Annotated in this window: 10 protein-coding genes; 8 read left to right on the forward strand and 2 right to left on the reverse strand. The window is 73.7% G+C overall.

Going from position 1 to position 13,177, the window contains the following annotated elements:
• Positions 1-1,062: a DNA polymerase Y family protein gene (locus ACMTAK_RS38030; protein ID WP_413813124.1), complete on the forward strand. Its 1,062-nt coding sequence runs from the start codon at positions 1-3 to the stop codon at positions 1,060-1,062.
• A 250-nt stretch (positions 1,063-1,312) separates the two neighbouring features.
• Positions 1,313-2,206, forward strand: a complete 894-nt coding sequence (locus ACMTAK_RS38035; protein ID WP_413813125.1) for an esterase/lipase family protein — start codon at positions 1,313-1,315, stop codon at positions 2,204-2,206.
• A 96-nt stretch (positions 2,207-2,302) separates the two neighbouring features.
• Here the strand turns inward: ACMTAK_RS38035 and ACMTAK_RS38040 are convergent, their stop codons facing one another.
• Positions 2,303-2,719 carry an organic hydroperoxide resistance protein gene (locus tag ACMTAK_RS38040; RefSeq protein ID WP_078559105.1) on the reverse strand — a complete coding sequence of 139 codons (417 nt, stop codon included), beginning with the start codon at positions 2,717-2,719 and terminating at the stop codon, positions 2,303-2,305.
• A gap of 121 nt (positions 2,720-2,840) precedes the next feature.
• On the opposite strand from ACMTAK_RS38040, the gene ACMTAK_RS38045 reads away from it, so the two are divergent.
• Positions 2,841-3,368, forward strand: a complete 528-nt coding sequence (locus tag ACMTAK_RS38045) for a MarR family winged helix-turn-helix transcriptional regulator (RefSeq protein WP_413810352.1) — start codon at positions 2,841-2,843, stop codon at positions 3,366-3,368.
• Positions 3,369-3,552: 184 nt separating this feature from the next.
• Here ACMTAK_RS38045 and ACMTAK_RS38050 read toward each other — a convergent pair whose 3' ends face one another.
• The gene (locus ACMTAK_RS38050) at positions 3,553-4,614 is read right to left on the reverse strand and encodes a lytic polysaccharide monooxygenase auxiliary activity family 9 protein (protein ID WP_413810353.1); all 1,062 of its coding nucleotides are present in this window, start codon (positions 4,612-4,614) and stop codon (positions 3,553-3,555) included.
• A gap of 197 nt (positions 4,615-4,811) precedes the next feature.
• Between ACMTAK_RS38050 and ACMTAK_RS38055 the strand changes: the two genes are divergently transcribed.
• The 5 genes from ACMTAK_RS38055 to ACMTAK_RS38075 all read left to right on the forward strand — a co-directional run bounded on the left by ACMTAK_RS38055 (position 4,812) and on the right by ACMTAK_RS38075 (position 13,173).
• Positions 4,812-6,626, forward strand: coding sequence for a carboxyl transferase domain-containing protein (locus ACMTAK_RS38055; RefSeq protein WP_413810354.1), 1,815 nt, complete (start codon positions 4,812-4,814; stop codon positions 6,624-6,626).
• A gap of 98 nt (positions 6,627-6,724) precedes the next feature.
• Positions 6,725-8,062 (forward strand): ATP-grasp domain-containing protein, encoded by a 1,338-nt coding sequence (locus ACMTAK_RS38060; protein WP_413810355.1) that lies wholly within the window; start codon positions 6,725-6,727, stop codon positions 8,060-8,062.
• Positions 8,059-10,080: an IucA/IucC family protein gene (locus tag ACMTAK_RS38065; protein WP_413810356.1), complete on the forward strand. Its 2,022-nt coding sequence runs from the start codon at positions 8,059-8,061 to the stop codon at positions 10,078-10,080. The genes ACMTAK_RS38060 and ACMTAK_RS38065 overlap by 4 nt, the downstream gene beginning before the upstream one ends.
• A 91-nt stretch (positions 10,081-10,171) precedes the next feature.
• Entirely contained in the window at positions 10,172-11,944 is a 1,773-nt protein-coding gene (locus tag ACMTAK_RS38070) for an IucA/IucC family protein (RefSeq protein ID WP_413810357.1), read from the forward strand.
• The gene (locus tag ACMTAK_RS38075; RefSeq protein ID WP_413810358.1) at positions 11,941-13,173 is read left to right on the forward strand and encodes a type III PLP-dependent enzyme; all 1,233 of its coding nucleotides are present in this window, start codon (positions 11,941-11,943) and stop codon (positions 13,171-13,173) included. Before ACMTAK_RS38070 ends, ACMTAK_RS38075 begins: the two co-directional genes overlap by 4 nt.
• Positions 13,174-13,177 lie beyond the last annotated feature (4 nt).

Below are 13,177 nucleotides of genomic sequence, written 5' to 3' on the forward strand. Positions count from 1 at the left end.
ATGGTCCTGCCGGGCGGCGGCCGGGCCGTGGGCCCCGAGCGGGCGGGCGAGGTGCCGCATGTGCTGTACGTGCGGTTCCACCCCGCGCCCGGGGAGGACGTCTACCAGGGGCTGCTCACCCTGCTCGGCGAGGTGACGCCCGTCGTCGAGGCGCTGCCGCCCGATGCCGCGCTCGCGGATGTGCGGGGCGCGCTGCGGTACTTCGGGCGGGACGCGGCGGGGCTGGCCGAGATCGTACGCGTCCGGACGCTGGCCCGGTACGGCGTGGACTGCACCGTCGGCGTCGCCGCCAACCCCCTGCTCGCGCGCATGGCCGCCCACGAGGCCCAGGAGGCCCGGGGCGCTCAGGGCGCTCAGGAGTCCGGGGCCGTCCGTACCGTTCCCGGCGATCCGGACGCCGTCGCCGCGTTCCTGGCCCGTAAGCCGCCCATCGCCCTGCCCGGGGTGGGGCCCGCGACCGCGCGCACCCTGAGCGCGTACGGGCTGGACAGCGCCGCGCGGATCGCCGCCGCGCCGCTGTCCACCCTCCAGCGCATCCTCGGCGCGGCGACCGCGCGCCGCGTCCACGCCTGGGCGCGCGGTATCGACCCGGCGCCGGTCACCCCGAACGCCCCCGCCCGTGCGATGGGCGCCGAACACCGCTTCCGCCGCGATGAGTTGGACCCCGCCCGCCGTCGCCGCGCGCTGCTCACCCTCGCCGACGGGCTCGGTGTCCGGCTGCGGACGAGCGGGCAGGTGGCGGCCGCGATCAGCCTCACCGTCCGCTACGCCGACCGCTCCACGACCACCCGCACCCGCACCCTGACCGAGCCGACCGCCCACACCCCGGCGCTGACCGCCGCCGCGTACGCGCTGCATGACGCGCTCGGGTTGCAGCGGGCCCGGGTGCGGTCCGTGGCGCTGCGCGTCGAGGGGCTGACGGACGCCGGGCTCGCCTCCCATCAGCTGACGTTCGACCCCGCGGACGAGAAGTCACGCCGGCTGGAGGCCGCCGCCGACCGGGCCCGCGCCCGCTTCGGCGTCTCCGCGGTCCGGCCCGCCGGGTTCCTCGACGTCGCCTGAGTTCCTCGACGTCGCGTAAGCCGCAGGTCCCACCAGTCCCACTGGTTTTCCCCACTTCGCGTAACCCGGCGCATTCCTGGACGTCACGTGAAAATCGCGTAAGCGTTCCTTCACTGACGGATGGCTGGATGGCTTTGCTACTCGCGCGTAATTTCGAGTGAGCGCACCACTCTTGTGATCCGGATCGCAGGGCGCAGCGCAAGCGCACCGTCAGCGCGACTCTCTCCCCCACCAGCGAGGAGTTCATATGATGCTGCCCTGGAGGCGTATCCGGCGATACCGGAAGACCAAGACCCGCACCTTACTACCCGCCCTGGCCCTCGCGGTCGCGGCGACCGCGGCGACCCCCACCGCCGCGCTCGCCACGGACACCGCGCCGGAGGCGGTGAGCAGCGGCTGGAACAACTACTCCTGCAAGCCATCGGCCCAACACCCCCGCCCCGTCGTCCTGGTGCACGGCACCTTCGGCAACTCCGTCGACAACTGGCTGGGCTTCGCCCCCTACCTGGTCCAGCGCGGTTACTGCGTCTTCTCCCTCGACTACGGGCAACTGCCCCTCGTCCCGCTGTTCCACGGTCTGGGGCCGATCGACCAGTCGGCCAAGCAGCTGTCCGCCTATGTGGACCGGGTGCTCGCCGCCACCGGCGCCGCCAAGGTCGACATGGTCGGGCACTCGCAGGGCGGGATGATGCCCCGCTACTACCTCAAGTTCCTCGGCGGCGCGCCGAAGGTGAACGCCCTGGTCGGCATCGCCCCCACCAACCACGGAACCACCCTGTCCGGGCTGACGAGGCTGCTGGACTACTTCCCCGGGGCCGGCGACATCATCGCCAAGGGCGCCCCGGGGCTGATGGACCAGGTGGTCGGCTCGGACTTCCTGCGGCGCCTCAACGAGGGCGGCGACACCGTCCCCGGAGTGCGCTACACCGTCATCTCGACCAAGTACGACGAGGTCGCCACGCCCTACCGGGCGCAGTTCCTCTCCGGTCCGAACGTCAAGAACGTGGTGATCCAGGACCTGTGCTCGACCGACATCTCCGAGCACGTGACCATCGGGCTGACCGACGGTCTGGCCTTCCACGAGGCCGTCAACGCCCTCGATCCGGAACACGCCACGCCGACGACGTGTGCGTCGGACGACTGACGCTTGACGGCAAGTGGATGAAGCGCACGTCATGGCGCGACCTGCCTCGGTCCGTACGAGCAGGGCGCGTCGCCCGTCGGGCTGGTCGACCTCCGATTACTCGGCGATGAGCTCGACCTCGATGTTGCCCCGCGTCGCCTTGGAGTACGGGCACACCTGGTGCGCCTGCTCGACCAGCTTGCGGCCGGTCTCGTTCTCCAGCTCGCCCGGCAGCTCGACGCGCAGCGTCACCTTGAGCCCGAAGCCGTCGTCCGCCGCGTCCTTGCCGATGCCGACCTCGGCGGTGACGGAGATGTCCTTGGTGTCGACCTTGGCCTGGCGGCCGACGAGGCCGAGCGCGGAGGCGAAGCAGGCGGCGTAGCCCGCGGCGAACAGCTGCTCGGGGTTGGTGCCCTTGCCGTTGCCGCCGAGGGCGGGCGGCATGGCCAGCGGCAGGTCGAGCTGTCCGTCGGAGCTCACGGCCCGGCCGTCGCGTCCGTTGGCCGTGGCCACCGCGGTGTAGAGCGCGTCCATGAGGACCATCCCTTTCGTGTTCCGGCAGTCGGAGGGAGGTGGGGGCTCGGGGTGCCCCGCCTCCTGGGCAGAAGTAGAGCACACAATTAAGTTGCGTACAACTAAAGGGTACGCTGGAGGCATGTCACACCAGTCCGACCGCACCGCCGACAGCACTGCCGATCGCGGCACCGACCGCACCGCCACCCCCGAGTCGCGGCCCTCCGACGAACTGCTCCGGCTCGATCGGCAGCTCTGCTTCAGCCTGCACGCCGCCTCCCGAGCCTTCGACAGCCTCTACCGCCGGGTGCTGCGCGACACGGGGCTGACCTATCCGCAGTACCTGGCCATGCTGGTGCTCTGGGAGTACGGGGAGATGCCGGTCAAGCGGCTGGGGGAGTATCTGCGGCTGGACTCCGGCACCCTCTCGCCGCTGCTCAAGCGGATGCAGTCGGCCGGGCTCGTCCAGCGCGAGCGCAGCGCGCAGGACGAGCGCTCGGTGACGGTCCGGCTCACGGCGGAGGGGGCGGCGCTGAAGGAGCGCGCCCAGGGCGTGCCCATGGCGGCGATCGAGGCCAGCGGCCTCGGCCTGGAGGAGGCGGTGGATCTCCAGGCGCGGGTCCGGCGGCTGACGGCGGCCCTGGACGCGGCGCTGGCCGAGGAGACGTGATCAGACTGGGCTCCGTCCCAGTCTCCGGGGTCCGGGGGTTCAACTGGGGCTCCGTCCCAGTCTCCGGGGTCCGGGGGTTCAACTGGGGTTTCGCCCGAGACTCCGGGGTCCGGGGCCCAACTGGGGCTCCGCCCAGACCCCGGGGTCTGGGCGGAGCCCTGGCACGCGGCGGAGCCGCAGGGGCTCAGCCGCGGTCTCGCCGTACGGTCTTGCGGCGGTTGGCGACGGCGAACAGCACGGCCGCGCCGGTGGCGAGGACCGCGGCGCCGCCGATGGCCATGGGGCCGGTGGATCCGTCGCCTCCGGTCTCGGCGAGGCGCTGCCCGTCGGCGGCGCTTCCGTTCTGCGAGCCCTGCGAGCCCTCCGGTCCGGTGCTCGCGGCCATGACCTCGGCGCCCTTGGCCTCGGGGTGGTTCCCCTCCGTGGCCTTCTCGTCCGCCGCCTCCGCCGCCTCCGCCGCCTCGGCGCCGCTGTCACCGCCGTGGCCGTGGTGGTCGACCGTGGACTTCTCGGCGCCCTTCGCTATCTGGGCGTCGTTGGGCGCGGCGGCGGTGGGTGCGGAATCCGCCTTCGTCCCGGCTCCCTTGGCCGCGGCGGCCCCTCCGCCGAAGGTCACGTCCGAGCAGGTGTAGAACGCCTCCGGGCTGTCCGAGCGCTGCCAGACGCTGTAGATCAGATGGCGGCCCGACTTGCCCGGCACCTTCGCCGAGAAGACGTAACTCCCGTCCCGCAGCGTGGGGTCGGTGACCTTGGCGAACGGCTTCGCCTCCAGGTCAGCCCAGGTCAGGGGCTTCGTCGGGTCGTAGCCGTCCTTGGTGATGTACAGCTCGAAGCTGCCCCGGTGGGGCGCGGTGGCCCGGTAGGTGAAGGTGTGCTCACCGGCCGTCATGGCGGTGGCGGGCCAGTCGGCGCGCGGCAGGTCCAAGCCCTTGTACTTGTCGCGGCCCGCGCTGCACAGCTTTCCGTCCGGGATGATCTCCTTGTGGCGCCCGGCGGCGTCCGGGATGTTGACCTCGTTCCAGTCGTAGAGCGCCTGGGTGCCGCCCGCCTGGACGGCCGCCTTGCAGGCCGCCGAGTCCGGGCTCTCCGGCCCCTCCGCGAAACACGCCGACACCCGGCTGACCGGGTCCGTCATCGACCCGTGCGCGGAGGCCGGGTCGGCGCTCAGCGCGGTGAGGGCGAGCGGCACCATGCCGAGTACGGCGATGCGGGCGGTTCTGCGGCGAACGGTCGCACGAGCGGTCATCGTGGGGACTCCTTCGGTGGGGGGTGACGCGCAGCACGCTAGCCACGCCCAGGGGCCTCCTCGCCGGTCTTATGGCGCCGTTAAGGAGCAGCTCAGGCCCAGCTGAGACTGGGCGGGTCGCGGGGATACCCGAGGTGATCCACCTGAGGTGATCGCCGATGGTTGCGAGGGGGCGATGGCGTGGAAGGGTGACACATATGACCGGTACGAACTCGCCCCGCGCCACGGGCGCCTCCCGCGCCTCCCGCCCGTCGGCCCGTGAGCTGATCGAGGCCGTCGTCGACCCCGGCAGCTGGCACGGCTGGGACGAACCGGTGGAGATCACGACGGACGACCCCGAGTACCGGGCCGACCTGGAGCGGGCACGGGAGCGCACCGGGCTGGACGAGTCGGTCATCACCGGTGAGGGCCGTATCGAGGGGCGCAGGGTGGCGCTGATCGCCTGCGAGTTCCGCTTCCTGGCCGGTTCGATAGGGGTAGCAGCGGGGGAGCGGCTGGTACGGGCCGTGGAGCGGGCCACGGCGGAGCGGTTGCCGCTGCTGGCGGCACCGGCGTCGGGCGGCACCCGGATGCAGGAGGGCACGGTCGCGTTCCTCCAGATGGTGAAGGTGGCCGCGGCGATCACGGACCACAAGGCGGCGGGCCTGCCGTACCTCGTCCACCTCCGCCACCCCACCACCGGCGGCGTACTCGCCTCCTGGGGCTCCCTGGGCCACGTCACCGCCGCCGAGCCGGGCGCCCTCATCGGCTTCATGGGCCCACGGGTGCACGAGGCGCTGTACGGCGAGGAGTTCCCGCCCGGCGTCCAGAACGCCGAGAACCTGATGAACCACGGCCTGATCGACGCGGTCCTCCCGCACAGTCGCCTGTCGGGCGTGGCGGCCCGAGTGCTGAGAGTGCTTTGCGCGGGCGATGCGGTGTCCGGCCCCGCCGCCGACGCCGGGCCGGCGGCGGGGGAGCCCTTGCGGCGTGGGGATGCCGCGCCCGGGTCCGCGTCGGCGGCCGCCCCTGGCCCATCAGTGAGCGGCGCCTCCACCGAGCCCGCCCCCGGCTCTGGCGTCTCCACCGAGCCCGCCCCCGGCTCTGGCGCGCCCGGCGGGGCACCGGAGGCGCCGGGCGGCTCCATGGCATCCGCGCCCGGGGCACCCGACGACACGGACGCGGGGGCGGTCGTGCCGACCGCGGAAGCGTCGATACGGGCTTCGCGGCGGGTGGAGCGGCCCGGGGTGCGGGATTTGTTGCGGGTGGCCGCCGAGGATGTGAGTCCGCTCAGTGGTACGGGGGCCGGGGAGCACGATCCCGGGTTGTTGCTCGCCCTCGCCCGGGTCGGCGGGACGCCCTGCGTCGTTCTCGGGCACAACCGGCGCAGCGCCCGTAAGGGCGACACCGCCGAGGGGCCGGGGGAGGGGCAGGCGCTGGGGCCGGCCGGGTTGCGGACCGCGCGGCGCGGGATGCGGATCGCCGCCGAGCTGGGGCTGCCGCTGCTCACCGTCATCGACACCGCGGGCGCCGCGCTCACCCGCGAGGCGGAGGAGGGCGGGCTCGCGGCGGAGATAGCGCGGTGTCTCGCCGACATGGTGACCCTGCCCGCGCCCACTCTCTGTCTGCTGCTCGGCCAGGGCGCCGGTGGCGCCGCGCTCGCGCTGCTGCCCGCCGACCGGGTCGTGGCGGCGCGTCACGCCTGGCTGTCGCCGCTGCCGCCCGAGGGCGCGTCCGCGATCCTCCACCGCACCACGGAGCGGGCCTACGAGGTCGCCGCCCGTCAGGGCGTACGTTCCGCCGACCTCCTCGCCCAGGGCATCGTCGATCGCATCGTGGAGGAGGACGCCTCCGAGGACGCGGAGGGCCCCGGGGCGCCCGATGTCTTCCTCGGCCGCCTCGGACCCGATGTCTTCCTCGGCCGCCTCGGACAGCTCCTCGGTGCCGAGCTCGCCGCCCTCCGCGCCCAGGACCCGGGCGAGCGGCTCGCCGCGCGCCGGGTCCGCCATCGCCGTATCGGACTGCCCCGCTGACGCCGAGCATTGACGAGCTTGACGGCTAATCGGGGCCAAACGGGCGGACCGGAACGTCGAATTAGCGGTCTTAGGCATGCCTAACCTAATCTCGGGCCGTGAACGAGAATGATCTCGATGCGGCGTCACGGCCGTTCCTCTCCCCTGCCCTCCGTGGCTCCTCGGCTGCCCCGGCCGCCCCCGCCCCGCGGCCGCCTCGGCTCCACCTCCTCGCCCTCAACCCCACCGACTCCGTCACCGAGGGCTTCCTCCCCGCGGCGGCCCGGCTCGGTCTGGCGGTCACCCTCCTCACCGACCAGCCCGAGGCCCATCAGCGCGCCTACGGTCGGCAGGAAGAGAAAACGGGATCCGCGCACCCCTTCCCCGCCCTCGACGTCGTCCCCTGTGACGTACGGGACTTCGCCGAGGTCATCAGCCGTATCGCCGCCGACGGCGCCCGACCCCGCGCCGTCTTCACCAACAGCGACCACCTCCAGGCCCAGGCCGCCCTCGCCGCCCAGTACTTCGGCCTCCCGGGCAAGGACTGGCGCGCCGCGCTGCGCACCAAGAACAAGGCCGAGCTGCGCCGGGCCCTCGCCGCCGCGGGTCCGGACGTCGCCGACCCCGTCTGGTCCGCCGAACTCGCCACCGGACAGGACCCCGCCACCCTCGCCGGGCTCGACGCGCCCTACCCCTGTGTGGTCAAACCGCGCGAGGGCGTGGCCAGCGAGGACGTCGTCCTCGTCGCCGACGCGGACCAACTCGTCCGGCGCTGCGCCGAGATACGGGAACGGCGGCCGGGCGCGGCCCTGGTCGTGGAGGAGTTCCTCGACGGCGAGCTGCGCACCCTCGAAACCCTCGGCGACGGCCGCACCCTCCACGTCCTCGGCGCCTTCCGCACCGAGCTCTCGCCGCCCCCGTACTTCATCGAGGAGCGGCTGCACTTGCTGCCCGCACCGCCGCCGCAACCGCACACCGATCAGGTGCTGGCGCAGCTGCGCGCGCTGGGCGTCGGCTTCGGCGTGTGCCACACCGAGTACGTCGTCCAGGGGGACCGGGCTCGCCTCATCGAGGTCAACTACCGTGCCATAGGCGACCAGTGCGACCTCGTCCTCGCCGAACTCCTCGGCATCCCCCTTTTCGAGTACATCCTCCGTACGCACATGGGCGAGCCGCTGCCGGACGACCTCGGCGCGCGCACCGACGGCAGGGTGCGCATGGAGTACGTCACGGCCGACCGCGCCGGGCGGCTCGCCTCCGCCCCTCCGGCCAGTGTGACCGAGCGCGACGGCGTACGGCTGGACTACCGGCCGCTGCGCGGGATCGGCGAGGAGCACCCGCTCCACCGCACCAACCGCGACTTCCTCGGCGTGCTCCGGGCCACCGGCACCGACCAGGGGCGGATCGACGCGGCGGTGGCGCGGTTCCTCGCGGCCCACCGATGGGAGATCGTGTGACAGAGGAAGAGGAGCTTCTCGGACGGGTGCTCGACACGCTCCTCCGGGAGGACGCCTACAAGCTGCGCAGCCACGCCGTCCCGGTGCGGCGCGCCGACGGCGACTGGTTGCGCATCGCGCTCGCGGGGTTCGCGGGGTTCGAGGGGCCCGAGGGGGGCGAAAGCGTGCTGCTGCCGGTGGAACCCGAAGGCTTCCAATGCGACATCCGCACCCGCCGCCCGGCCCGGCTGCTGTGCGCACCCCCGAAGGGCGCGCGGGAACCAGCCTCTGCCGCGACTGCCGCTGCCACTGGACCGGCTGCCGCCACCGACGGCCCTTCCCACGGCTACGGCCTGGGGGAGGGCCGGGCGGAGGACGTGGCGGGCCCCGCCGCGGGCGCCGGGCCGCCATCCGCGCCTGGCCCGGCCGACGCTTCCCGGACGCCGAGTGTCGCGGGGGAAGCCAGGGCGCCGGGCTGCCCACCCGGCCGTTCACCCCGCACCGTGCTGACCGGGCTCGATGCCGTCCTCGGGCGGCTGCGGGGGGCCGTGCCCGATGAGGACCGGGCGCTCTACGACGTCTTCGTGGACGAATGCCGCCAGGCGCTCGACGCCATGCGGCTGCACAGCCGCGTGCGTCCTCGCGTCGTCGCCGAGCTGGGCGCGCGGTACGGGGAGCGGTGGGGCGGGATGGCCGGAGCCCTCGCGTATGACACGCTCGCCGCCTTCCGCGACCATCCGGTCTATCCGACCAGCCGGGGGCGGTCCATCTTCAGCGAGGAGCAATTACGCGCCCACGCACCCGAGTTCCACCCCACCTTTCCGCTGCGCTGGCTCGTTCTCCCGCGCGAGGCGGTGTGCGGGGATCCGGCGCGGCTGCCCGGCTGGTGGCCCGCGCCCGGGGACCTCGGGCCAGGGCCGGGCGACGGCCACCTCGCCCTCCCCGTGCATCCGCTCACCCTCGGACCCCCGCTGGAGAACGCCCTCCGCGCGGCCGGGCTCCACGACGCCGCCCGGCTCGCCGAGCGCCCCCTGCTGGACGTACGGCCCACCCTCTCCATGCGGACCGTGGCCGTCGCCGACGACCTCGCCGACGATCCCCTCGTCCACCTCAAGCTGCCCCTCACCACCTCCACCCTGGGGCAGCGCAACCGGCGGTCCGTCAAACCCGGCACGCTGATCGACGGCGAAGTGGGGCAGCGGCTCGTGGAGGCCGTGATCGAGCGCGAGCCGAGGTTCGGCGCCACCGTGCTGCTCGCCGACGAGACCACCCACCTCCACGCCGGACACGAGCTGCTGGCCACGCTCGTCCGCCGCTACCCGCCCGGCCTGGAGAACGCCACCATCGTGCCGCTCGCCGGGCTGCTCGCCCCCGCCCCGGACGGCACGCTCGTCATCGACGGGCTCGCCCAACGCCACTACGGCGGGGACGTCCTCGCCCTGCTGGACGACTACCTCACGCTGCTGTTCGACTTCCACACCACCCTCTTCGCCTACGGCATCGCGCTGGAGTCCCATCAGCAGAACACGTCGCTGGTCTTCGAGGACGGCAGCGGGAACGGCGGTGCGGTGCCCCGGCTCCGGCTGCTCATCAAGGACCACGACGGCCCCCGCGTCCACGCGATACGCCTCGCCGCCATGATCGGCGGAGGACCGGCCGCCGATCTGTGCGGATTCGACGACCGCAGGATCCTGACGTCCGGCGACGGGCCGGTGGCCGATGTGTTCACCACCATCACCGTCCACCTCTGCGCCGCCGCCCCCCTCTTCGAGCTCGCCCGCCTCGGCCGGGCCCCGCTCGACACCCTGCTGCGGCGGCTGCGCGACCGGCTCACCGACGCCGTCGACCGGCTCGCCGTCACCCGGCCCGGCGCGGCCGCCGCGCTGCTGCGCAGACGGGTGCTGGACGCGGACCGGCTGCCGGTCAAGGCGATGGTCACCGCCGGCACCTTGTTCACCAAGGAGCGCTCGGGCGCCGCCGACATCAACAAGCACTACGTCACCGGGCCCAACTATCTGCTGCGGGGAAGCGGCAGATGACCGCCGCGCCCGATCGGCCCGCCTTCCCAGACCCCCCGAACCCCGCACTTCCCTCCGTACCTCTCTCCTCCGCACCCGTTGGAGCCGCCCCATGCCCATGACCTCCTCGCCCGCCGCGACCCTGGCCTCCGCCGACCACGCCACCGCCCACACCCTCCTCAACTGCCTGCTCCGTGAGGTGTCGGGACCGGAGCACCAGACCGTCGTGGCCGATGGATGGCTGCGGCTGAGGCTGCCGCGCTGCGGGGTGCTGCTGCGCGTCGGGCTGCGGCGCATCTCCCTCATCGGGGCGCACCGCTTCACCGGGCCGGTCAGCGAGGAGCGCGACGGCACCTGGGCCGAGGTGTCCTGGCGCGGGCTGGCCGAGCGGATCCACCAGGAGCTCCAGCTGCGCACGGGGGTGCACAACGACGAGTTCCTGGGCCAAGTGGCCTCCAGCCACGCCGGGATGACGGCCGCCCTGGAGGCCCTGGAGGACCGGAGCACCGCAGCGGACCGGAGCACCATGAGCGACGGCGCCCAGGATCTCTACGGCGACGGCGCCCAGGATCTCTACCTCGCCTCCGAGCAGTCCCTCCTCTTCGGCCACCGCTTCCACCCCACCCCCAAGGCCCGCACCGGCAGCGCCGACTCCTGGTCGCGGTTCGCCCCCGAGGCCGGGGCGCGCTTCCCCCTGCACCACCTCGCCGTACGACAGGAGCACGTGCGCGAGGAGTCCGCGCGGCCCGGGGCGCTCGCCGCCCTGGACCGGCAGGGCGCCGTCCCCGAGGGCTACCGGCTGCTGCCCGCGCACCCCTGGCAGTACGCGATGCTGCGCGAGCACCGGCTGCTGCGGGCGGCCATCGCCCGGGGCGAGGTGCTGGACCTCGGGCCGGGCGGCGCTGAGTTCGCGCCCACCGCGTCGGTCCGTACGCTCTACGACGGCCGGGACTTCCTCAAGTTCAGCCTGAACGTGCGGATCACCAACTGTCTGCGCAAGAACGCCGACTACGAGCTGTCCGGCGCCGTCGCCCTGACCCGGCTGCTGGAGCCGGTCGCCGCCGATCTCGCCGCCCGCTTCCCCGGCTGTGAGCTGCTGCGCGAACCCGCGTACCGGACGCTGGACCTCGGCGGCGACAGCGGAGCCGATCGTCAGCTGATCGAGGGCTTCGGGGTGATCGTCCGCGAAGGGCTGGCCGCCCGGCTGCGGCCCGGCCTGACCGCGCTGCTCGCGGCGGCCGTCGCCGATGAGTACCCGACCAGCGGCGCCCAGATCTCCCGGCTCCTCCCCGACGCCGACCCCGACCGGCTCTCCGCCTGGTGGCAGGCGTATCTGGAACTGCTCGTACCGCCCGTACTGGCCGCCTACTTCGACCACGGCGTGGTCCTCGAACCCCACCTCCAGAACGTCGTCATCGGCGTCGACCCCGGCGACGGCACGCCGCGACAGGTGCTCTTCCGCGATCTGGAGGGCACCAAGCTGGTGCCCGAGCACCACACCGCCGGGCTCGCCGCGCTGCCCGAGGCGGTGGCCCGCCCGCTGACGTACGAGCGGGAGCGCGGCTGGGACCGGGTGGTGTACTGCCTGCTGGTCAACCACATCGCCGAGATGGTGGCCGCCCTCGCCGACCGCAGTCCGGGTCTGGAGCCCGCGCTGTGGTCGGCGGTCCGCCGCGTGCTGTGCGAGCGTTCGGCGGCCCATGACCACCCGCCCGCGCTGCGCGCTCTGGTGGCGGGCGTGCCGCTGCCCGCGAAGGCCAACCTCCTCACCCGCTGGGGCCGTCGGGCCGACCGCCACGCGGGCTATGTCCGTATCGCCAGTCCGCTCGCCTCCGCCCTGCTGTCCGAGGCGGCCCACGTCATGCGTCCCGGGAGCAGCCGTTGATCACCTCCGCCGTCCGTACCCTCGCCACAGCGCTCACCGGCGACGACCTTCCCGCCTACGTCTACGACCTGGCCGCGCTCCGCGCGCACGCGGGGACCGTACGGGACGCGCTGCCCCCGGGCCTGGAGCTGTACTACGCGGCGAAGGCCAACCCGGCGCCCGCCGTCCTCCGGGCCCTCGCGCCCCACGTCACCGGCTACGAGGTCGCCTCCGGCGGTGAGGTGGAGCATGTCCGCGCGGCCGTGCCCGGGGCGCCGCTGGCCTTCGGCGGGCCGGGCAAGACTGAGGGGGAGCTGCGGCGGGCGCTGACGCTGGGCGTGGAACGGTTCCATGTGGAGAGCGAGCAGGAGCTGCGGCTGCTGGCCGGGGCGGCGGAGGACGCGGGGATCGACACCGTGGACATCCTCCTGCGGGTCAATCTCCCATTGGCCGGTGAGTGGGCGGACGGCGAAGGGGGCCTCGGCGCGGCCCTGGGCGGCGCGGCGCTCGCCATGGGCGGCCGCCCCGGCCCCTTCGGGCTCGACCCCGAGGCGGTCGAGCGCTGCCTCCCGCAGCTCTCCCCGGGCGGCGCGGGCGGCCCCCTCCGGCTGCGCGGCATCCACGCCCACCTCGCCAGCGGCCTCGACGCCCCCGCCCAGGTGGCCGTGGCCGCCGCGATCGCCGACTGGGCGCGGAAGCTGTCCGAACGCCACGGTCTGGGGATCACCGAGGTGAACGTCGGCGGCGGGATGGGCGTGGATTACGCCCACCCCGACCGCCGCTTCGACTGGGCCGCCTACGGCCAGGGCATGGCGGACCTCGCCCTGCGCCACCCCGATCTCACCCTGCGGATCGAGCCCGGCCGGGCGCTGACCGTCTACTGCGGCTGGTACGTCACCGAGGTGCTGGACATCAAGCACAGCGGGGGCGAGGCGTTCGCGGTGGTGCGCGGCGGCACCCACCACATCCGCACCCCCGCCACCAAACAGCACGACCAGCCCTTCCAGGTGCTGCCCACGGACACCGTGTGGACCCGGCCCTGGGCGCGCCCGGCCGTACGGGAGGAGCCGGTCACGCTGGTCGGCCAGCTGTGCACCCCCAAGGACGTGCTGGCCAGCCGGATCCCGGTCGCGGAGCTACGGGTGGGGGACCGGGTGGCCTTCGCGATGGCGGGTGCGTACGCGTGGAACATCTCGCACCACGACTTCCTGATGCACCCCCGGCCGGGCTTCCACTACCTGGAGGAATAGCCGT

This window comes from Streptomyces lacaronensis (assembly GCF_047337785.1).
Classification (GTDB): Bacteria; Actinomycetota; Actinomycetes; order Streptomycetales; family Streptomycetaceae; genus Streptomyces; species Streptomyces lycopersici.